The organism is Streptomyces sp. NBC_01549, assembly GCF_026339955.1.
Classification (GTDB): domain Bacteria; phylum Actinomycetota; class Actinomycetes; order Streptomycetales; family Streptomycetaceae; genus Streptomyces.
Genome location: NZ_JAPEPW010000001.1, coordinates 1643902 through 1665391 on the forward strand (window position 1 = coordinate 1643902; position 21490 = coordinate 1665391).

The 21490-nt window shown below is 69.6% G+C and carries 19 protein-coding genes and 1 pseudogene; 14 read left to right on the forward strand and 6 right to left on the reverse strand.

What is annotated here, in order from left to right; all coding sequences use genetic code 11:
• Positions 1 to 34: 34 nt before the first annotated feature.
• Both ppgK and OG819_RS06995 read right to left on the reverse strand, forming a co-directional pair.
• Positions 35 to 781, reverse strand: coding sequence for a polyphosphate--glucose phosphotransferase (gene ppgK / locus OG819_RS06990; protein ID WP_266648502.1), 747 nt, complete (start codon positions 779 to 781; stop codon positions 35 to 37).
• A gap of 29 nt (positions 782 to 810) precedes the next feature.
• A complete protein-coding gene (locus OG819_RS06995; protein ID WP_266436369.1) occupies positions 811 to 1836 on the reverse strand; it encodes a 4-hydroxy-3-methylbut-2-enyl diphosphate reductase in 1026 nt (341 codons plus the stop codon).
• 131 nt (positions 1837 to 1967) lie between these two features.
• Here OG819_RS06995 and xseA point away from each other — a divergent pair, with 131 nt between their 5' ends.
• The 3 genes from xseA (at position 1968) to OG819_RS07010 (ending at position 4394) form a co-directional block, all read left to right on the forward strand.
• Positions 1968 to 3176 carry an exodeoxyribonuclease VII large subunit gene (gene xseA / locus OG819_RS07000; RefSeq protein ID WP_266585428.1) on the forward strand — a complete coding sequence of 403 codons (1209 nt, stop codon included), beginning with the start codon at positions 1968 to 1970 and terminating at the stop codon, positions 3174 to 3176.
• A gap of 9 nt (positions 3177 to 3185) precedes the next feature.
• On the forward strand, positions 3186 to 3437 hold the full coding sequence (locus OG819_RS07005; protein ID WP_266648503.1) for an exodeoxyribonuclease VII small subunit: 252 nt from the start codon (positions 3186 to 3188) through the stop codon (positions 3435 to 3437).
• A gap of 366 nt (positions 3438 to 3803) precedes the next feature.
• Positions 3804 to 4394: a malonic semialdehyde reductase gene (locus OG819_RS07010; RefSeq protein ID WP_266436375.1), complete on the forward strand. Its 591-nt coding sequence runs from the start codon at positions 3804 to 3806 to the stop codon at positions 4392 to 4394.
• Positions 4395 to 4515: 121 nt separating this feature from the next.
• Here OG819_RS07010 and OG819_RS07015 read toward each other — a convergent pair whose 3' ends face one another.
• Positions 4516 to 5034 carry a DUF4245 domain-containing protein gene (locus OG819_RS07015; RefSeq protein ID WP_266436377.1) on the reverse strand — a complete coding sequence of 173 codons (519 nt, stop codon included), beginning with the start codon at positions 5032 to 5034 and terminating at the stop codon, positions 4516 to 4518.
• A 126-nt stretch (positions 5035 to 5160) separates the two neighbouring features.
• On the opposite strand from OG819_RS07015, the gene glpX reads away from it, so the two are divergent.
• The gene (gene glpX, locus OG819_RS07020; RefSeq protein ID WP_266436379.1) at positions 5161 to 6192 is read left to right on the forward strand and encodes a class II fructose-bisphosphatase; all 1032 of its coding nucleotides are present in this window, start codon (positions 5161 to 5163) and stop codon (positions 6190 to 6192) included.
• A 200-nt stretch (positions 6193 to 6392) separates the two neighbouring features.
• Here the strand turns inward: glpX and OG819_RS07025 are convergent, their stop codons facing one another.
• Complete coding sequence (locus tag OG819_RS07025; RefSeq protein WP_075028724.1) at positions 6393 to 6764, reverse strand: WhiB family transcriptional regulator; 372 nt, start codon at positions 6762 to 6764, stop codon at positions 6393 to 6395.
• Between the two features lie 199 nt (positions 6765 to 6963).
• Entirely contained in the window at positions 6964 to 7659 is a 696-nt protein-coding gene (locus tag OG819_RS07030) for a DUF1707 domain-containing protein (RefSeq protein WP_266648504.1), read from the reverse strand.
• Between the two features lie 180 nt (positions 7660 to 7839).
• Between OG819_RS07030 and OG819_RS07035 the strand changes: the two genes are divergently transcribed.
• The 9 genes from OG819_RS07035 to OG819_RS07075 all read left to right on the forward strand — a co-directional run bounded on the left by OG819_RS07035 (position 7840) and on the right by OG819_RS07075 (position 19243).
• The gene (locus OG819_RS07035; protein ID WP_266628211.1) at positions 7840 to 9510 is read left to right on the forward strand and encodes a fumarate hydratase; all 1671 of its coding nucleotides are present in this window, start codon (positions 7840 to 7842) and stop codon (positions 9508 to 9510) included.
• Positions 9511 to 9687: 177 nt separating this feature from the next.
• Complete coding sequence (locus OG819_RS07040) at positions 9688 to 10215, forward strand: SH3 domain-containing protein (protein WP_266648505.1); 528 nt, start codon at positions 9688 to 9690, stop codon at positions 10213 to 10215.
• A gap of 384 nt (positions 10216 to 10599) precedes the next feature.
• A complete protein-coding gene (locus tag OG819_RS07045) occupies positions 10600 to 11346 on the forward strand; it encodes an XRE family transcriptional regulator (RefSeq protein WP_266648506.1) in 747 nt (248 codons plus the stop codon).
• Positions 11347 to 11425: 79 nt separating this feature from the next.
• On the forward strand, positions 11426 to 12826 hold the full coding sequence (locus OG819_RS07050) for an aspartate ammonia-lyase (protein WP_266628205.1): 1401 nt from the start codon (positions 11426 to 11428) through the stop codon (positions 12824 to 12826).
• Between the two features lie 126 nt (positions 12827 to 12952).
• On the forward strand, positions 12953 to 13645 hold the full coding sequence (locus OG819_RS07055; RefSeq protein ID WP_266648507.1) for a DUF402 domain-containing protein: 693 nt from the start codon (positions 12953 to 12955) through the stop codon (positions 13643 to 13645).
• Positions 13646 to 14022: 377 nt separating this feature from the next.
• The gene (locus OG819_RS07060; RefSeq protein WP_266648508.1) at positions 14023 to 16188 is read left to right on the forward strand and encodes a SpoIIE family protein phosphatase; all 2166 of its coding nucleotides are present in this window, start codon (positions 14023 to 14025) and stop codon (positions 16186 to 16188) included.
• A gap of 135 nt (positions 16189 to 16323) precedes the next feature.
• Complete coding sequence (locus tag OG819_RS07065; protein WP_266628201.1) at positions 16324 to 17787, forward strand: catalase; 1464 nt, start codon at positions 16324 to 16326, stop codon at positions 17785 to 17787.
• 113 nt (positions 17788 to 17900) lie between these two features.
• A complete protein-coding gene (locus OG819_RS07070; RefSeq protein ID WP_266648509.1) occupies positions 17901 to 18416 on the forward strand; it encodes a hypothetical protein in 516 nt (171 codons plus the stop codon).
• 254 nt (positions 18417 to 18670) lie between these two features.
• Positions 18671 to 19243, forward strand: a complete 573-nt coding sequence (locus OG819_RS07075) for a DUF6461 domain-containing protein (protein WP_266648510.1) — start codon at positions 18671 to 18673, stop codon at positions 19241 to 19243.
• A 65-nt stretch (positions 19244 to 19308) separates the two neighbouring features.
• Here the strand turns inward: OG819_RS07075 and OG819_RS07080 are convergent, their stop codons facing one another.
• Positions 19309 to 19983 carry a hypothetical protein gene (locus tag OG819_RS07080; protein ID WP_266648511.1) on the reverse strand — a complete coding sequence of 225 codons (675 nt, stop codon included), beginning with the start codon at positions 19981 to 19983 and terminating at the stop codon, positions 19309 to 19311.
• A 264-nt stretch (positions 19984 to 20247) separates the two neighbouring features.
• Here OG819_RS07080 and OG819_RS07085 point away from each other — a divergent pair.
• Positions 20248 to 21479 (forward strand): annotated as a pseudogene (locus OG819_RS07085) (IS701 family transposase).
• Positions 21480 to 21490 lie beyond the last annotated feature (11 nt).

The window sequence follows — 21490 nt, forward strand, 5'->3', positions numbered from 1 at the left end:
GGCTCCCGGGCCCGCCCTGCGCGCTCCGGAAGGCCTACGCGGACTTCGCCGCCCGCATCGCCGCTCCCACGATCCCCGCGTTGTTCTGCAACTGCGCCGGGACGATCTCCGCCTTGATGCCCTCGATCAGCGGCAGGAACCTGTCGGCCTTGCGGCTGACGCCGCCGCCGATGATGAAGAGCTCGGGAGAGAACAGCATTTCCACGTGGGCGAGGTACTTCGTGACCCGGCGCGCCCAGTGCTCCCAGGTCAGCTCGTGGTCTTCCTTGGCCTTGGTGGAGGCGCGCTTCTCCGCGTCGTGGCCGTTCAGCTCGAGGTGTCCCAGCTCCGTGTTCGGAACCAGCTCGCCGTCGATGAAGAGCGCGCTGCCGATGCCCGTGCCGAAGGTGAGCATGAGGACCGTGCCCTGGCGGTCGCGCCCGGCGCCGAACTCCATCTCGGCGACGCCCGCCGCGTCCGCGTCGTTCAGCACCGTCACCGGGAGACCGCCCAGCCGGTCGCCCAGCAGGGCGCGAGCGTCGGTGTCGATCCACGCCTTGTCGACGTTGGCAGCCGTACGAATGGTGGCGCCGCCGGTGACCACGCCGGGGAAGGTGATGCCGACGGGTCCCGTCCAGCCGAAGTGACCGACGACCTCCTTCACGCCGTCGGCCACCGCGTCCGGGGTCGCCGGATGCGGAGTGAGCACTTTGTAGCGCTCCTCCGTCAGTTCGCCGCGGTCCAGGTCCACAGGGGCACCCTTGATCCCGGATCCGCCGATGTCCACGCCGAAGATCTGCATGGCCCTACGCTACGTCGTACGACTGACAGTTACTTCTCCGAGGGGGCCGAAGCACCGGCCGCCGTGCGCTGCTCCACCAGCGCCGCCGCCTCCGCGCGCAGATCGCGGCGCAGCTCCTTGGGCAGCGAGAAGGTGATGGACTCCTCGGCCGCCTTGACGATCTCGACGTCCTCGAAGCCACGGGCGGAGAGCCACTCCAGGACCTGCTCGACCAGGATCTCCGGGACGGAGGCACCCGAGGTGACACCGACCGTCGTCACACCCTCCAGCCAGCCCTCCTCGATCTCGTCGGCGAAGTCCACGAGGTGGGCCGCCCGCGCTCCCGCGAGCTTGGCGACCTCGACGAGACGTACGGAGTTGGAGGAGTTGCGCGAGCCGACCACGATGACCAGGTCCGCTTCCTCGCCCATCTGCTTCACGGCCAGCTGACGGTTCTGCGTGGCGTAGCAGATGTCGTCGCTGGGCGGGGAGATGAGCTGCGGGAACTTCTCCTTCAGCGCGTCGACCGTCTCCATCGTCTCGTCGACCGACAGCGTGGTCTGGGAGAGCCAGACGACCTTGGACGGGTCGCGGACCTCGACCTTGGCGACGTCCCCGGGGCCGTCCACGAGGGTGATGTGGTCGGGTGCCTCGCCGGAGGTGCCGATGACCTCCTCGTGGCCCTCGTGCCCGATCAGCAGGATGTCGAAGTCCTCGTTCGCGAACCGGACGGCTTCCTTGTGGACCTTGGTGACCAGCGGGCAGGTCGCGTCGATGGTGGCGAGCTTGCCGGCCGCGGCCTCGTCGTGGACGACCGGGGCGACGCCGTGCGCCGAGAACATGACGATGGACCCCTCGGGGACCTCGGCCGTCCGCTCGACGAAGATCGCGCCCTTCTTCTCCAGGGTCTGCACGACGTATTTGTTGTGGACGATCTCGTGGCGGACATAGATCGGGGCCCCGTACTGCTCGAGGGCCTTCTCGACGGCGATCACTGCGCGGTCCACGCCCGCGCAGTAGCCACGGGGGGCGGCGAGCAGGACACGGCGGCCAGGCGAAGCAGTCATGGCACCCATCGTAAGGCCGCGCTCGGCGGGTCGAAGATCGCCTCCTTGGGGCGGCTGATGGGGAGCTGGGCAGGACCGATGCTCCGCGCCAAGAAACGGGTACGCACCCCGTGTCAGTTGGGGCCGTTACCCTCGGGCGCATGGCTCTCAACACGTCCGCGGACGCCCCCCTGCCCGTCGGCGAGGTGTCGCGGCTCATCGGAGGGTGGATCGACCGGCTCGGCGCGGTGTGGGTCGAGGGGCAGATCACCCAGTTGTCGCGGCGCCCCGGCGCGGGCGTCGTCTTTCTGACGCTGCGCGACCCGTCGTACGACATCTCGGTGAGCGTCACCTGCTTCCGGCAGGTGTTCGAGGCGGTGGCGGACGTGGTGAGCGAGGGCGCCCGCGTCGTCGTACTGGCGAAGCCGGAGTGGTACGCGCCGCGCGGGCAGCTGTCGCTGCGGGCCACGGAGATCAAGCCGGTGGGGGTGGGAGAACTTCTCGCGCGCCTTGAGCAGTTGAAGAAGTCCCTGGCGAGCGAGGGGCTGTTCGCGCCCGAGCGCAAGAAGGCACTGCCGTTCCTGCCGCAGCTCATCGGGCTGGTGTGCGGGCGCGCGTCCGCGGCCGAGCGGGACGTGCTGGAGAACGCGCGGCACCGCTGGCCGGCCGTCCGCTTCGAGGTGCGCAACGTCCCCGTGCAGGGGGTGCACGCGGTGCCGCAGGTCGTGCAGGCCGTGAAGGAGCTGGACGCGCTCGACGCCGTGGACGTGATCGTCGTGGCGCGCGGCGGTGGCAGCGTGGAGGACCTGCTGCCGTTCTCGGACGAGCAGCTCGTACGGGCGGTCGCGGCCTGTCGTACGCCGGTCGTGTCGGCCATCGGGCACGAGCCCGACCATCCGTTGCTGGACTTCGTGGCCGACCTGCGCGCGTCCACGCCGACGGACGCGGCCAAGAAGGTCGTGCCGGACGTCGGGGAGGAGTACGAGCGGGTGCGGTTGCTGCGGGACCGTGCGCGGCGGAGCGTACGGTCCTTCATCGAGCGGGAGGAGCGCGGGCTCGCGCACGCGCTGGCCCGGCCCTCGATTGAGGATCCGCACCGGATGGTCGACGAGCGCGCCGATCAGGTCGCCGCGCTGCTGGACCGCGGGCGGCGCACGCTCGGGCATCTGCTCGACCGCGCCGACTCGGAGCTGACGCACACCCACGCGCGTGTGGTGGCCCTCTCCCCCGCCGCGACCCTCCAGCGGGGGTACGCGGTGCTGCAGAAGGCCGACGGTCATGTGGTCCGGGACGCGGGCGAGGTGGCGGAGGGCGAGGCGCTGCGGGCGCGGGTCGCCGAGGGTGAATTCACGGTACGAGTCGATGCATAGGGTGGGCGCATGACCAGCAAGGTGGACGAGGCGCTCGGGTACGAGCAGGCGCGGGACGAGCTGATCGAGGTCGTACGCCGACTGGAGGCGGGCGGCACGACGCTCGAGGAGTCCCTGGCGCTCTGGGAACGGGGCGAGGAGCTGGCGAAGGTCTGCCGCCGCTGGCTGGAGGGCGCACGGGCCCGCCTGGACGCGGCGCTGGCCGAGGAGGAGCCGGACAGCGGCGACGGAGACGGGGACGGGGGCCGCGACTCCGAGTGACGGTCGCCCCCTTCCGGGACCGGTGACGCCTCGGCTCCGGCCGACCGCGCCCACACCCGGCTCACGCCCCACCCCGGTGGCATCCCAAGCGACACCCGGCCGCCGTCCCGCTCGGTGACGGCGGCCTCGTCGCTCTCCTGGAGCCCTGGCACCCTGGAACGGCCTCGTCGCAACGGCCTCACCGCCGCCTGATCGCGCGCTCTGCCGGCTCCCATTGCCCACAGGCGTCGTGATCCCACCAGCCTCGCCCCCTGTGAAGCGGATCACCCTGCCCCGGTTTTGGTTGAACCTTAAACCTCCTCCCCGTAGTGTCGGCATCGCCAACTGATCCCCCCGGATCCACCGCACATCCCGAGAAGGTTTCTGATGTCTCTCGTTCTTGACCCCGCCGCCCAGGACCTGCTGTTCCGCGAGGCCCGCACCGCCAACACGTTCACCGACGAGCCGGTGACCGACGAGCAGGTGCAGGCGATCTACGACCTGGTCAAGTACGGACCGACCGCCTTCAACCAGTCGCCGCTGCGCATCACCCTGGTCCGCTCCGCCGAGGCCCGCGAGCGCCTGGTGCAGCACATGGCCGAGGGCAACCAGCCCAAGACCGCCACCGCCCCGCTGGTCGCGATCCTCTCCGCGGACAACGAGTTCCACGAGGAGCTCCCCACCCTGTTCCCGCACTTCCCGCAGGCCAAGGACCTCTTCTACGCCGAGCGTCCGGCCCGTGAGGGTGCCGCCTCACTGAACGCCGCCCTCCAGGCCGCCTACTTCATCATCGGCATCCGCGCCGCCGGCCTCGCCGCCGGCCCGATGACCGGCCTCGACTTCGCGGGCGTCCAGAAGGAGTTCCTGGACGACGACCACACCCCGCTGATGGTCATCAACATCGGCAAGCCGGGCGAGGACGCCTGGTTCCCGCGCTCCCCGCGCCTGGACTTCGACCAGGTCATCACGACCGTCTGAGCCCCCGCGTACGCCCCGGCGCGTAGATACGAGAAGGGCCCCCGGCAATGGCGCCGGGGGCCCTTCTCACGCTCATACGCACTACGACTCACGCTCATACGCACTACGACGTCCATGCGCCCTACGACGTCTTCAGCGCCTCCGCCATCTTCGTCAGCTGCCCGAACGACCCCGTCCCGGTCACCACGGTGGTCGCCCCCTTGGCCTTGAGCACGAGGGCGTCGTACTTGTCCCCCTCGTACCGCTGCCACGTCGCGGCACCGATCCGCTGGGTGGCCTTCGTCTCCTTGGCGCCCTGGCTGGCCGAGTCGATGAAGACGGCGGCGGGCTGAGTGGACTGCTCGACCGCCACGTACTGACCTTCGGGGTCCTGGAAGCCCAGATGCCAGGCATCGAACTGGGTGCCGTCGTACCGCACCGAGGTCGCCTTCCACGCCGTCGGCAGACCCACGGGTGCCGCCACCGGATACGACGCCGCGCGGCGTGCCGTGAGCAGCTCGACACGGTAGTCGACGCGCTTGAGAGGAGGCGCGGAGTCGTCGTGCGGGATGAAGATGTAGATCACGCCCGCCATGAGCCCGATCAGGCCCAGGGAGAGAAGCATGTCCCGGACGCTCTGCTTGCCTTTCGTACCTGCCACGCCCCCTATCGTCGCAGGTGCCCCGGCCTGCTCATCCGTGGGGCCCCCTGCTCATTTTGTCAGCCTGACGATAGAGTCGGGGCACACCCTCATCCGGCCGTCGTCGTATCAGAAAGGTGCGCTCCGATGACCGAGCATCATCTGCCGTCCGAACTCGAGGTGCCTTCCGAGGCCCCCGACCGAAATCTCGCCCTGGAACTCGTCAGGGTCACCGAGGCCGCCGCGATGGCCGCGGGCCGCTGGGTCGGCCGCGGCGACAAGAACGGCGCCGACGGCGCCGCCGTCCGCGCCATGCGCAACCTCGTCTCCACCGTCTCGATGAACGGCGTCGTCGTCATCGGTGAAGGCGAGAAGGACGAGGCCCCGATGCTCTTCAACGGGGAGCGCATCGGTGACGGAACCGGTCCCGAGTGCGACATCGCCGTCGACCCGATCGACGGGACCACGCTGACCGCCAAGGGCATGAGCAACGCGATCGCGGTGCTGGCCGCCGCCGACCGCGGCACCATGTTCGACCCCTCCGCGGTCTTCTACATGGACAAGCTGGTGACCGGGCCGGAGGCCGCCGACTTCGTCGACATCAACGCCCCCGTCTCGGTCAACATCCGTCGGGTCGCCAAGGCCAAGAAGTCCTCGCCCGAGGACGTCACCGTCGTGATCCTCGACCGGCCGCGCCACGAGGGGATCATCAAGGAGATCCGCGAGACGGGCGCCCGGATCAAGCTGATCTCCGACGGCGATGTCGCGGGCTCGATCCTCGCGCTGCGCGACGGGACCGGCATCGACCTGCTCCTCGGCGTCGGCGGGACGCCGGAGGGCATCATCTCCGCCTGCGCCGTGAAGTGCCTGGGCGGCACCATCCAGGGCAAGCTGTGGCCCAAGGACGACGACGAGCGGCAGCGAGCGGTGGACGCCGGGCACGACCTCGACCGTGTGCTGCTCACCGACGACCTGGTCTCCGGCGAGAACGTCTTCTTCGTCGCCACCGGGATCACGGACGGGGAGCTGCTGCGCGGGGTGCGGTACCGGGCGGAGACCGCGACCACCGAGTCGATCGTGATGCGGTCCAAGTCAGGCACGGTGCGGCAGATTCGGTCCGAGCACCGGCTGAGCAAGCTGCGGGCGTACAGCGCGATCGACTTCGACCGAGCCAAGTAGCTCCCGCAGGGGCAGCCGGGAAATGTCGGCTGTGGGGCACTGCGGGTCTGTTGTGGCTGGTCGCGCCCACGCGGCGGAGCCGCAAATGCCACAGCCCCGCGCCCCTTGGGGGCGCATGCCCTACGGGGCGCGTGAAGAAGTGTGTACGGCGAAGGGGCCGCCCCAGTGCGGGGGGATGGCCCCTTCGGTGTGCGCGTGGGTCAGCCCGCCGCGGCTATCGTGCCGCGGGCGGCCTTCTTGAGTTCGAGGTCACGGCGACGGCGGCGGGCGAGCACCACGCGGCGCTCGGCGGCGGTCAGGCCGCCCCACACTCCGTACGGCTCGGGTTGCAGCAGCGCGTGTTCGCGGCACTCGACCATCACCGGACAGCGGGCGCAGACGCGCTTCGCCGCCTCCTCGCGGGACAACCGGGCTGCCGTGGGCTCCTTGGAGGGCGCGAAGAACAGGCCGGCCTCGTCCCGGCGGCACACCGCCTCCGTGTGCCATGGAGCTTCCTGATCCCTGTCCCGCACTGGCGCCCGCTGGGCCGGAACGGCAGCTACCTGCAGGGACTGATGCGGCGGTTGCAGCACGGTCTACTCCTGACGACGGCTTCGCGGGCGTGCCGGGCACCGCGGGAAGTCCCACAGCGCCCTCCAAGAGGCGATGCAGCAAGCCCTACCCGCTGTGCGCGCGCCTATGCACTGAGTTCCCGAGAGCGGAGCCGGTCGTTCAAAACGGGGCGCGGGCGGCTGGACCAATACGCCCCGCGCGCCGTCGCGTTCACAGGCGTCAACGGTCCAGGTGTTTGCGCAAAGTCCTGTCCACCCGGTCCATCGTGCGGTCGAGGATGTCGGCGACCAGCTTGCCGCGCTTGGGCCGCGCCTCGATGTTCCCCAGGACCGCGAGGCCTTCGACGTAGACAACGGGGGCGTCGGGCTCGCCCGCGTCCATCGTGTGCGTCTCGAAGTTGCCGAGGACTCCGCCGCCGCTGCCACGCAGCGAGACGTTCTCCGGGACCTTGATCTCGACGTTGCCGAACACCGATATCGCCTTGATCACGACCTGCTGGTACTCAAAGATCGCCTCGCTGAGGTCGATGTCGACGGTGCCGAAGACGGCGTACGCGTGGATGCGGCGCCCGGCGCGCCAGCGGCCCTTGCGCATGGCGGCGCTGAACACCGCCACCACGTTCTCGTCGGCCTCCGCCGGGACAGCGCCCGGCTGGGGACGGCCTGGCACCGACGCGTACGCGCTGCTGGCCGCGCGGCTCGCGCGCGCGGCGGGCAGGTCGCGCACGAACTGGTCCAGCTCGCCCACGGTCTTCGCGGCCAGCACCCCCTCGACCCGCTCGGAGTGCTCGTCGGCGGTGAGGCGCCCCTCGGCGAGGGCCTCGCGCAGCATGTCGGCGATCCGGTCACGGTCGGCGTCGGAGGCCCGGAGTTCGGCGTCGGAGGCCCGGGTTTCGGTGCGCTTCTGAAGGTCCACGACAGCAGGGTACCCAAACGCGATAGATCGCGACTACCCCTTCTCGCGACCTGTGGAAAACCAGCCCTTCACACCAACTGAGCCTTACCTCACAGACTCACCGTCGGCGCCAGGTTTTAGGCTGGTTCACGCTGCCAATGGAGGCACGCCGCTTTCTGTCGAGTGAGGAATGGGCCGTAGATGCCTGAGTTCGCGTACACCGATCTGCTCCCCCAGGGAGAGGACACCACCCCGTACCGGCTGGTGACCTCCGAGGGTGTTTCCACGTTCGAGGCCGACGGGCGCACGTTCCTCAAGGTCGAGCCGGAGGCGCTGCGCAAGCTCGCCGCGGAGGCCATCCACGACATCCAGCACTATCTGCGGCCCGCGCACCTGGCGCAGCTGCGGCGCATCATCGACGACCCCGAGGCGTCCGGCAACGACAAGTTCGTCGCCCTGGACCTGCTGAAGAACGCGAACATCGCGGCCGCCGGCGTACTGCCCATGTGCCAGGACACCGGCACCGCGATCGTCATGGGCAAGCGCGGACAGAACGTGCTCACCGAGGGCGGCGACGAAGAGGCCCTCTCGCACGGCATCTACGACGCCTACACCAAGCTGAACCTGCGCTACTCGCAGATGGCTCCGCTCACCATGTGGGAGGAGAAGAACACCGGGTCCAACCTTCCCGCACAGGTCGAGCTGTACGCGACCGACGGCGGCGCCTACAAGTTCCTGTTCATGGCCAAGGGCGGCGGTTCGGCGAACAAGAGCTTCCTGTACCAGGAGACGAAGGCCGTTCTGAACGAGGCCTCCATGATGAAGTTCCTGGAGGAGAAGATCCGTTCGCTGGGCACGGCCGCCTGCCCGCCGTACCACCTGGCGATCGTCGTTGGCGGCACGAGCGCCGAGTACGCCCTGAAGACCGCCAAGTACGCCTCCGCGCACTACCTGGACGAGATCCCGGCCGAGGGCTCGGAGCTCGGACACGGCTTCCGGGACAAGGACCTGGAGCAGAAGGTCTTCGAGCTGACGCAGAAGATCGGCATCGGCGCGCAGTTCGGCGGCAAGTACTTCTGCCACGACGTGCGCGTGGTGCGCCTGCCGCGGCACGGCGCGTCCTGTCCCGTCGCGATCGCGGTGTCCTGCTCCGCCGACCGTCAGGCCGTCGCGAAGATCACCGCCGAGGGCGTGTTCCTGGAGCAGCTGGAGACCGACCCCGCGCGCTTCCTGCCGGAGACCACGGACGAGCACCTGGAGTCCGCCGGGGACGACGTCGTCAGGATCGACCTGAACCAGCCGATGGACGACATCCTCGCCGAGCTGACGAAGTACCCGGTCAAGACCCGGCTCTCGCTGTCCGGTCCGCTCGTCGTGGCGCGCGACATCGCGCACGCCAAGATCAAGGAGCGGCTGGACGCGGGCGAGGAGATGCCGCAGTACCTGAAGGACCACCCGGTGTACTACGCCGGTCCGGCCAAGACCCCCGAGGGGTACGCGTCGGGTTCGTTCGGTCCCACCACCGCCGGCCGCATGGACTCCTACGTGGAGCAGTTCCAGGCCGCGGGCGGCTCCAAGGTGATGCTCGCGAAGGGCAACCGGTCCGCGCAGGTCACAGGCGCCTGTGACGCGCACGGCGGCTTCTACCTCGGCTCCATCGGCGGGCCCGCCGCGCGGCTCGCCCAGGACTGCATCAAGAAGGTCGAGGTCGTCGAGTACGAGGAGCTCGGCATGGAGGCCGTCTGGAGGATCGAGGTCGAGGACTTCCCGGCGTTCATCGTCGTCGACGACAAGGGCAACGACTTCTTCAAGGACCCGGCGCCCGCCCCGACGTTCACGTCGATCCCGGTGCGGGGGCCTGGGCTGGCATAGCGTCCCGGGACGCCGGAGGCAGTTGTTCCCTGCCCGGACGCGTCCCACCACGCCCCGATGCTGTCCCACTTCGTCCCAGGAACGGGTGGGACAGCATTTTTGCGAGCTTTGCCGGAAACCCTCGGTGATGACCGGATCACAGCCTGTGGTCCGCAGGTCATCTCGGAGGGAAATCCCATGATTGGTCGCACTTTGCGCAACGGCCTGGTGGCCGCGATCGCGGCTGCCGCCGTCTTCCCGGTGACAGCCGTCGCCTCCGCCGCCCCGGCCGCCCCACACGTTCCCGGCCTGGGCACCGTGTCCCCGTCGGCCGCGACGTCAAGTTGGCACCCGACGTCCCCGCAGTTCTCGATCCCCGGCCTCCCCGGCTCCCAGCGCGCCCCGCACACCATGCCACTGGCCGCGAGGCACCGCCCCCATCACCACGTGATCACCCACGCGTGGCGCCACTTCACCCGGCACCACTACACCCGGCACGTCCAGGGCCGGGTGACGACCCACCACATGCGTCTGCGCGTGCGGTCCGGACCGGGCACCGGCTACCGGATCGTCGGCTCACGGCCGGCCGGCCGCGCGGTGACCCTGGTCTGCAAGAAGCGCGGTTCCTACGTCATGGGCAACCCGCGCTGGTACAAGCTCGCCCACGGCCGGGGCTATGTCTCCGCCCACTACGTCCGCAACAGCCACGCCGTCCGCTGGTGCTGACGACCACCCCACCGCTCGCCCCCTGAGGTCCGATGCCGGCCGGCGGGGCGAGGTCCGCCCGCCGGCCGGTAGGACAAATCGATCAGCCGACGACCCCACTCCCCTGACGAAACAGCAGGTCAACTCCCCTTCATATTCGGTTCGCATTCGGGCGATCGGGGTGTGTCCGGGCGCCGCGCGAGGGAACACATCAGGGCGGTCACCCCGGCAGGGGGAGGGAGCGAGAGGAAGAGCCACGTGAGGGTCAAGAGACAGCCGCTGCCCGACTCGTTGGACGAGACACGACGCATCAATACAGATCGTACTAGCACAGAACATATCGGCACTGAACATATCGACACAGAATGCTTCGACACAGAGGACTTCGACGAGGAGCAGCTGCTGATGGAGCGGCTGCGGAGCCTCAAGCAGCGGACGGGACTGAGTCTGGCCGCGCTGGCCTCCGTCACCCCGTACAGCAAGTCGACCTGGCACCGCTACCTGAACGGTGATCAGTTTCCGCCGCGCTCGGCGGTCGAGTCGCTCGGCCGCCTGGCGGACACCGACCCGGGTCCCCTTCTCTCCCTGTGGGACGCCGCGTCCCGGGCCCAGTCCAGGGCAGCGACCCTGGCGCTGGGCGCCCCGGGCCCACAGGCCGCGGTTCCGGACGCGCCGGTTCGGGGCCGGCGCGTCCGGGGGCCCAACCGGGCCGTCGTCGCCCTCGCGGCGATGGCGGCCACGGTGGTGGTCACCGCGGGCGCCGCCGACGTCCTCGACCCCGACCAGCCCGTGGCCCCCGCGGGCGCCGTCTGTCGCGGCCACGGCTGCCAGGGGCAGTTCCCGACCTCGGAGACCTGCGGCCGTGACGCGCGTACGGAGAGCACCGTCGCGCGCGCCGGGCAGGTCGTGCTGCTGCGTTTCTCCCCCTCGTGCGCGACGGTCTGGTCCGAGGTCCGCACCAAGACCGGCGGGGCGCGGGAGATCTCGATCAGATCGGACCAGGACGAGCTGTCGGCCGCGTACCCGGGTGATCCCTCGGACGGCTACAGCAGCCCGATGCTGGCCGCGTCGAGCCCGTTCGGGGCGGAGGCCTGCGCCAAGGTCGGCGGGACGTCGGCGTGCACCGGCCCGCTCGGTGGCGCACGGAGCTGACCGCCCGGGGAAACGGGTGCCGCCTGGCCGGGAACACGGGGCACGTCCGCGATGCTGTCCCCACTGGAGGTGATCGTCGATGGCCGACGAACAGGCAGCCCTGTACCGGATCGAGCACGACTCCATGGGTGAGGTCAGGGTGCCCGCGGACGCGAAGTGGCGGGCCCAGACCCAGCGGGCCGTGGAGAACTTCCCCATCTCGGGGCAGCGTCTGGAGCGCGCGCACATCGAGGCGCTGGCTCTGATCAAGGGCGCGGCCGCCAAGGTCAACGCGAAGCTGGGCGTGGTCGACAAGGACGTGGCCGAGGCCGTTCAGGAGGCGGCCGCCGAGGTCGCCGAGGGGCGCTGGGACGCGCACTTCCCGGTGGACGTCTTCCAGACGGGTTCCGGGACGTCCTCCAACATGAACACGAACGAGGTCATCGCCACGCTCGCGACCGAGCGGCTCGGCAGGGACGTACACCCCAATGACCATGTGAACGCCTCGCAGTCGTCGAACGACGTGTTCCCGTCCTCGATCCACATCGCCGCGACCGCCGCCGTGACCAGGGATCTCGTTCCGGCCCTGGAACACCTCGCCGCCGCCCTGGAGCGCAAGGCGGAGGAGTTCGCGGACGTCGTGAAGTCGGGGCGTACGCATCTCATGGACGCCACGCCCGTGACGCTCGGACAGGAGTTCGGGGGGTATGCGGCGCAGGTGCGGTACGGCGTCGAGCGCCTCCGGGCCGCGCTGCCCCGGCTCGCCGAACTGCCGCTGGGCGGGACCGCCGTGGGCACCGGGATCAACACACCGCCCGGGTTCTCGGCCGCCGTCATCGCGGAGGTGGCACGGGCCACCGGGCTGCCGCTCACCGAGGCCCGTGACCACTTCGAGGCGCAGGGCGCACGGGACGGGATCGTCGAGACGAGCGGGCAGCTTCGGACCATCGCGGTCGGGCTGACGAAGATCGCCAACGATCTGCGGTGGATGGCGTCCGGGCCGCGCACCGGGCTGGCCGAGATCAGCCTGCCCGACCTCCAGCCCGGTTCCTCGATCATGCCCGGCAAGGTGAATCCGGTCATCCCCGAGGCGGTGCTGATGGTCGCGGCCCAGGTGATGGGCAACGACGCGACGGTCGCCGTCGCCGGGGCCGCCGGCAACTTCGAGCTGAACGTCATGCTTCCGGTCATCGCGAAGAACGTCCTGGAGTCCATCCGCCTGCTCACCAACGTCTCGCGCCTGCTCGCCGACCGCACCGTCGACGGGATCGTCGCCCACCGCGAACGAGCCCGCGAGTACGCCGAGTCCTCGCCGTCGGTCGTGACACCGCTCAACAAGTACATCGGCTACGAGGAGGCCGCCAAGGTGGCCAAGAAGGCACTGGCGGAACGCCGCACGATCCGCCAGGTCGTCCTGGAATCCGGGTACGTGGAGCGTGGTGACCTCACCCTGGAGCAGCTGGACGAGGCGCTCGATGTCCTGAGGATGACGCATCCGTAAACGGCGTCCACTCCCCGTATGACCTTGGAAGCCGTTGGATGACGCCTCCGTTACGTCATTCGCTCCTTGGCGCGAACCGTGACGCGTACCGCAGCGTCGTATGCCTGGGGCACCTAATATCTGGTCATGGCAGAGGGTGGAGCGGTGAGGCGAGTGGCGGCGGGCGGGTCGACGGTGTACTGGGCCCCCGGGAGTCACATCCTGTGGCGGTACCGGGAGAACGCCGGTGAGCGCCTCCACATCTGCCGCCCCGTGACCGTCGTACGCGACGACGAGGAACTGCTCGCGGTGTGGATGGCGCCCGGCACGGAGTGTGTGAAGCCCGTGCTCGCCGACGGCACACCGGTGCACGGAGAACCGCTGGAGTCCCGCTACACAAAGGCGCGAACGGTGCAGCGGGACCGCTGGTTCGGCACCGGAGTGCTGAAGCTGGCGCGGCCCGGCGAGCCCTGGTCGGTGTGGCTGTTCTGGGAGCCGGGCTGGCGGTTCAAGAACTGGTACGTGAACCTGGAGGCGCCACTCGCCCGTTGGGAGGGCGGGGTCGACTCCGAGGATCACTTCCTGGACATCTCCGTGCACCCGGACCGCAGTTGGCGCTGGCTCGACGAAGACGAGTTCGCACAGGCGCAACGGGCCGGATTGATGGATACTCAACTGGCCGCACAGGTAAGAGAAGCAGGGCACTCCGCGGTGGAGGTGATCCGTGCCTGGGGTGCGCCGTTCTCGGACGGCTGGCAGCACTGGCGTCCGGATCCCGCCTGGCCGGTTCCGTCCCTGCCGGATGACTGGGACCGTACGCCCGCGCACGTGTCCTCGTGAGACCCTTGCTGCGCCCCCGTGGTACAACCGTAGGATCGTCCTCCGCATCAAATAATCAAGGCCGGTGCACAGCATCGTCATTGAGGGCGGTGGCCGGGAGGCGGGTGGGAGCACAGCAGCAACTCCCGCAGCATGCGCCGAGCTTGACCATACGTCACCGAGGGGCGGCAGGACGTGAGCGAGGGGTACGAGGGCCACAGCGGTACGGTCGGCGGACGGCCCGCCGGGCCGCACAGGGCGTTCGGCCCGACGACGGTGTTCACGTCGGCGACGGGCAGGCCCCGTCCTGACGACACGCAGATTCCGTTCCCGGGACACACATTCCGGGTATCGGGGCTGCGGGACGAACTGCACGCACGGCGCGCAGCCCCGGACGGATGGATTCGACACGCGTGACGGAGCACCCCACCTCGCACGAGCGCCGCCAGAGCGGCGCCGGCCGGCCCTCCACCCCTGCGGACCCCCGCGGGGCGCTCCTGCATACCCCGGAGCCGCTGCGCGCGCCCGGCGCATTACCCGCGCAACCCGCCCGCACCGGCGACGCATCCACCGGTTCCACTCCGAGCGCGCACCGCGGCCAGCACGGATCGTCCGGCACCCAGGCCTCGGCGAGCACCGACACGCCGTCGCCCTCCGGCACCGGCGCATCCACGTCGCCGCCCGCCGCCCCCGGGCCCGAGCACTCCCAGCTCTCGGCCAGCGAGCCCGACGCGCACCGCCCGCGCCCGGCTCCCGAAAGCATCCCTGCCCAGCCGGGCGCGGAGGGGGACCGGCCGTCCGGAAACTCCGCGGGCACGGACCGGCGTACCGGGCAGGGGCTGCCGCACGCCGGCCCCATGCCGATGCGGCGTGACGGGGACCGGCTGCGCTTCGTGGGCGCGGCGACCCGGCGGATCGCCCGCGGCATCGACCTGGACGAGATCGTCATGGGTCTGTGCCGGGCCACCGTGCCGACCTTCTCGGACGCGATCCTCGTCTATCTGCGCGACCCGCTGCCGGTCGGCGACGAGCGGCCCACCGGGCCCCTCGTGCTGCGACTGCGGCGCACCGACCGGATCCCCGAGGAGCGGGACACCGAGAACGGCTTCATGCCCGCGCTGCGGCCGGAGCCGAACGAGCTGTCGGCGATGACGGCCGAGCTGTGCGAGGTGCGCCCCGGCGGCGCCCTCGCCGAGGTGCTGCGCGGCGTGCGCCCGGTCTTCGCGGACGCGCCCGCCGCCCGGGCCGCGCTGCCCGAGCTGCTCGGCGACGACCTGATCGTGCCCACCGGCCAGCGCGCGATCCTCGCCCCGCTGCGCGGGCGGCGCCGGGTGATCGGCGCGGCGCTCTTCGTGCGCCGCCCCGAGCGGATGGCGTTCGAGACCGACGATCTGCTGGTCGCGGCCCAGCTCGCCACGCACAGCGCGCTCGGTATCGACAAGGCGGTGCTGTACGGCCGCGAGGCCTATATCGCCGACGAGCTCCAGCGCACCATGCTGCCCGAGACGCTGCCGCGCCCCACCGGCGTACGGCTGGCCTCGCGCTATCTGCCGGCCGCGGAGACCGCGCGGGTCGGCGGCGACTGGTACGACGCGATCCCGCTGCCCGGCAGCCGTGTCGCCCTCGTCGTCGGTGACGTCATGGGCCACTCGATGACCTCGGCCGCGATCATGGGTCAGCTGCGCACCACCGCGCAGACCCTCGCCGGGCTCGACCTGCCCCCGCAGGAGGTGCTGCACCACCTGGACGAGCAGGCCCAGCGCCTGGGCACCGACCGCATGGCGACCTGTCTGTACGCCGTCTACGACCCGGTCGCGCACCGGATCACCATCGCCAACGCGGGCCATCCGCCGCCGGTGCTGCTGCACCTGGGCGGCCGGGCCGAGGTGCTGCGGGTGCCGCCGGGCGCCCCCATCGGCGTAGGAGGAGTGGATTTCGAGGCGGTGGAGCTGGACGCGCCCGCCGGGGCGACGCTCCTGCTGTACACGGACGGGCTGGTCGAGTCGCGGCTCAGGGACGTGTGGACGGGCATAGAGCAGCTGCGCGAGAAGCTCGCCGCCACCGCACAGCTCACCGGCCCGGACCATCCGCCGCCGCTGGAAGCGCTCTGCGACGAGGTGCTCGACATGCTCGGTCCGGGCGACCGGGACGACGACATCGCGCTGCTCGCCGCCCGCTTCGACGGGATCGCGCCGAGCGATGTGGCGTACTGGTTCCTCGAGCCGGAGGACGCGGCTCCGGGGCGGGCCCGGCGCCTGGCCCGCCGGGCACTGTCCCGCTGGGGCATGGAGGACATGAGCGACTCCGTGGAGCTGCTGGTCAGCGAGGTCGTCACCAACGCCGTGCGCTATGCGTCACGCCCGGTGACGCTGCGGCTGCTGCGTACGGACGTGCTGCGCTGCGAGGTCGGCGACGACGTGCCTCAGCTGCCCAGGCTGCGGCAGGCGCGTGCCACGGACGAGGGCGGGCGTGGCCTCTACCTGGTCAACAAACTGGCCAGACGGTGGGGCGCCACGCGGCTGAGCACCGGAAAGGTGGTCTGGTTCGAGTTGAACCGGGGCTGAATGGACCGGGGGCCGAGGGGGTACGCGATCCACCTCGCCCCACGGCAGCCCGGTTGCCGACATCCCGTCGGCGGAGTTGACTGCTGAAGTGAGCGAAGCGACCAAACCACCCTTTTTCGTGACGGGAGGACGCTCGTGACGCAGGCACCCCAGAAGACTCCGTACACCACGAACAACGTCGGTATTCCGGTGGAGAGCGACGAACACTCGCTGACCGTCGGCCGAGACGGCCCGATCCTGCTCCAGGACCACTACCTGATCGAGAAGATGGCCCAGTTCAACCGGGAGCGGGTCCCTGAGCGTGTGGTGCACGCCAAGGGCAGTGGCGCGTACGGATTCTTCGAAGTAACGAATGACGTCAGCCAGTTCACCAAGGCCGACCTTTTCCAGCCGGGCAAACGCACCGAGATGCTGGCCCGTTTCTCCACCGTGGCCGGCGAACAGGGTTCGCCCGACACCTGGCGCGACCCACGCGGCTTCGCGCTCAAGTTCTACACCGAGCAGGGCAACTACGACCTGGTGGGCAACAACACACCGATCTTCTTCGTCCGTGACACGATCAAGTTCCAGGACTTCATCCGCTCGCAGAAGCGCCGCCCCGACAACGGGCTGCGCGACAACGACATGCAGTGGGACTTCTGGACGCTCTCGCCCGAGTCGGCGCACCAGGTGACCTATCTGATGGGCGACCGGGGCATCCCGAAGACCTACCGCAACATGAACGGCTACGGCTCCCACACCTACATGTGGATCAACGGCGCCGGTGAGCGGTTCTGGGTGAAGTACCACTTCAAGACCGACCAGGGCATCGACTTCCTCACCCAGGCGGAGGCCGACGAGCTGGCCGGTACAGACCCGGATCTGCACCGCATGGACCTCTACAAGGCGATCGAGTCCGGGAACGCGCCGACCTGGAGCCTGAAGGTCCAGATCATGCCGTTCGAGGACGCCGCGGACTACCGCTTCAACCCCTTCGACCTGACCAAGGTCTGGCCGCACGGGGACTATCCGCTGATCGACGTCGGCCGGATGACCCTCGACAGGAACCCCGAGGACTACTTCATCCACATCGAGCAGGCCGCCTTCGAACCGTCCAACCTGGTCCCGGGCATCGGCCCGTCACCGGACAAGATGCTGCTCGGCCGGCTGTTCTCCTACCCGGACACACACCGGTACCGGATCGGCCCGAACTACGCCCAGCTGCCGCCGAACCGGCCGCACGCCCCGATGAACTCGTACGCCAAGGACGGCCCGATGCGCTACGAGCCGTCGCAGGCGGCCCGCCCGTACGCGCCCAACTCCTACGGCGGCCCGGCGGCCGACTTCTCGCGCTTCGGCGACCCGGCGAGCTGGGAGGCCACGGGCGAGCTGGTGCGCGAGGCCTACAAGCTGCACAGCGAGGACGACGACTGGGGCCAGCCGGGCACGATGGTCCGCCAGGTCCTCGACGACGCGGCCCGCGACCGCCTGGTCTCGAACGTCAGCGGCCATCTGAAGGCGGACGTCTCCCGCCCGGTCCTGGACCGCGCCCTGCAGTACTGGCGCAACATCGACAAGGAACTGGGCGACCGGATCGCCCACGACGTCAACGGAGGCTGAGCGCCGGGGCATTCAGCGCGTGGCGCCCGAGGTGGAATCGATCCGACTCCACCTCGGGCGCCACGCGCTTGTGGTGTTGTAGGGGAGGCAGCATCCAGACGTGAGGCCGAACCGTGCAGCTTCAAGACGTACTGAACCGTCTCGACCGGTGGCTGGAAGTCAACGTGCCGGATGATTTCGGCACGTTGAACCCGCCCGCGACGGCGTCGGAGATCGATGCGATCACCGAGAACAGGTTCTCGCTCGTCCCGGAGATCCGGACGTGGCTGGAGCATCACAACGGCGTGTCGACCCACTTCCGGCACAGCGGCCCCGGCGGCTTCATTCCGGGCGGCCACTATCCGGTCGACGCCGAGCGCAGGATGCTCGGCCAGCGGGACATGGAGCAGGACGTGGCGTGGAGCCAGGAGGACGACAACGCGGACTTCGTCGTGGGCCGGACGGCTCATGTGAAATGGGTGCCCATCAGCAGTACACACGTCGGCACGCAGCTGGTCGTGGACCATCGCGAGGGGCCGACGTACGGCGCCGTCCTGGAGATCGACCAGGATCTGGAACTGTGGGGGGTCGTGCGCTGGAAGAGCCTGTCCGAGATGTTCCAGGAGACACTCGAATCCCTGGAGACCTGACGTCTCATCGACATCGTGACCGGCAGGGGCTCCGGGGCGAATACGCCCAGGGGACGGACGGCGTCCGGCATCTTGTCCGGCAGTGACTCGACAGCGGAGCGGTATTCGGCGGCCGGCCCGGAATGCACCGCTACGGCACTCCGATATCCACCCAGCGGCGGATCGCTTTGGAACACTCGGAGTCACTTGACACCGCGGCGCTCCGGCGAGTTCCCTCGGGGAGCACGGGGCTCACGACAACTCCCTGGGGAACGATGACCAACGACGGCATTCAGTGGCTGCCAGACGTATTCGAACTGGGCTTTAGCGTGACATTCGCACGCGCGTTGTCGCACGATGAACTGGTGACGCGGATGGGCGGCGATCCGTGTTCCGTTTCTCCTCTTACCCGCCCGCAGGCCGAGCGGCTGGAACTCAAGGACCGCGACGCCGGCCCCGTCGTCCGTTTCGGGGAGACAAAGGACTGGGCTTTCGCGGTGGAGAGCTGGGGGAACCATGGCGGCAAGAGCGCCGTCGTCCGCGCGGTCTCCGCCGGTACCGAAGCCGTCGTGGTGACCATCACGGCAAAGGCGACGAAGACGCTGACTTACGCGCGCGACGGGGACATCGTCTGCCGCTTCGACGCGGACACGCCGCATATCCGGTCGGGGACGGATCGCGACATCTTGCTGCCTCACATGGAGCGCGTAGGCCTGATGTCGCTGGAGACCGAGGATGTGAACACCCGACGGGCCATGCTGGCTGTCGCCGAGCAGGCCTTCGGTCTCACCCTTCCACGGGATCTCGTCGCGCAGGGTGAACTGATGGGCACCCGGCTCTCCAGCTGAGCGTCGGTCGGGCCCGAGACAGAACGAAGCCTGTTCCGGACCCGACCTCTACCGCACCGCCTCACCTATGGCAGACGGATCTCACAGAACGTGTTCGTCGCGCAGTCCTCGAACCCTGGTGTGTCCACCCAATAGGGATCGCCGTCCAGCAGACGGTCGTCCTGCGTGAATCTTCCGAGGTCGCCACCGGCACCCTCGTTCTGTTCGCCTGGGATGTTCCCCCGCCCGCAGGGTTCGTCCCAGGTCACCGGACCGACCCTGTCGTCGTCGCGGAGAACCCAGTGCCCGTTGTCAGTGAATGCGTAGAACTGCGCGCACTGGTCTCCCGTCAGGCCGGAGATCTGGCCCCCGCTTTCCCGCGACGCGGCGAAGGGATACTCGTCGCACGTCGTATCGGGTGTGTCGGGGTGGGGATCGAACTTGGCGCTCACGTTCTGGCACATGCGGCGCCGATTGCCGTCCTGGGCACTGGTGTCCGCCAGGCGGTGGAGGGGGCTGTTGTCCGCCTCGCTGCCCGGGTGGGTCCTGAGTTTGGTCTTGAGGACCCAGTACAGGGCGCTCGCCGACGGGTACTTCGCCGTGTTCACCGTGAAGGACGGGACGTACGCCGGGAACACGCACCCCCGGAAGGAGCCGACCATGGCGTCGCAGCGAATGTCGAAGTCCTCGTCCTGGATCCACGCCGTCGACTCGTTGGCCGCCTGGGGCGAGGAGCCGGTGATGAGCCAGTCGACCTTCATGGCGTCGAAGGTCGAGCCGGTCCACTGACACGGCAGCTGTAGTTCGTGAGGCGTGAGGCATCGCCGCTGGCCAGCGTGGTGGGTGGGGTGCCTGCGGCAGGGGTACGGCCACCGGCATCGTGATCTTGTGTGACGAAGAATCAAGAAGCGGTGGCCGCGCAGGCCACGGTAGTACACGCCGGGTGGGACGGGTTGTTCGAGGGGTTGATGGGCCGGTTCGCGAGCTGCTTCCCGCGCCGGGAGACCCGGCTGACCTGCCGGAACATGGTCTCTGGGCTGCTGATGGTCAAGGAATCGGCGAACTGCTGGTCGTTGGCCGAGGCGATCGGCCACAGCGGTCCGCATGTCCTGCAGCACTTCTTGTCGAGGGCCCGCTTCGACACCGAGGCAGTCCGCCGGTCGGTCGCGGCCTGGACGGTGGAGCAACTCGGCGAGAGGAGGTGATGTTGGTGGTGGACGAGACGGGCGATGAGAAGTCGTCCCTCGACGCGGTCGGCGCGGCCCGGCAGTACTCCGGGGCGCTGGGCGGGATCGGGCTGTGCCAGGTCGCGGTACACCTCTCCTACGTGAGTGCCGAGGGGCACGCGCTGGTCGACCGTCGGCTGTACCTGGGCGAGGCATGGGCGGCGGACGACGAGCGCCGTGAGCTGGTCGGGGTGCCCGACGAGAGGGTGTTCGCCACCAAGCCGCAACTGGCCGGCGACATGCTGGAGGACGCCCACGCCTCGGGGGTGCACACCGCGTGGGTGGCCGCCGACGAGGTCTACGGTGGACGGGAGTTGCGTGCGCGGATCCGTGCGCTGGGCTACGGCTACGCGATCGCGGTACCCACCAGCCACCGGGTCACCACCCCGGGCGCCGGGAAGAAGAAGGTCACCGCGCTGCTGGAGCGGGTGCCGAAGCGGGCCTGGATGCGGCTGAGGACCGGCCATGGCACCAAGGCCGAGCGGCTCTACGACTGGGCGATGATCGACGTGAACCCCGACGATGCGCCGCCCGGACAGGCCGCCGGGCACAGCCAGGTCCTGGTCCGACGCCACCGCCGCACCGGCACCCTTTCCTTCTACCGGACCTGGCACCCCGACCCGCAGCCGATATCGGTGCTGGTCAGCGCGGTCTGCCGCAGGTGGCGGGTCGAGGAGGACTTCCAGGGAGCCAAGGGCCTGGCCCACCTCGACACCGGCCAGGTCACCTGCTGGACGTCCTGGCACCGCTGGAGCCTCATGTCAATGATCGCCTACGCACTTCTGGCCGTCGGCGCCCTCCACGAGCGGCAACGCGCCCACCCCGCCAACTCCGACGACGAGTTGGCCATGGTGCCCGTCAGCCCGCGCGAACTCCTCGCGCTATTGCGGGTCTTCGCCCTGCCAAGGCCCCGCCAGGACACCGATCCGGCACACGCCCTGCGCTGGTCGAACTGGCGTCGCCGACACCAGCATCGCGCGACGGCCTGCCACCGCCGCTGGAACAACGTCACAGCAGTGGCCATCGCATGACAGGAACCTCA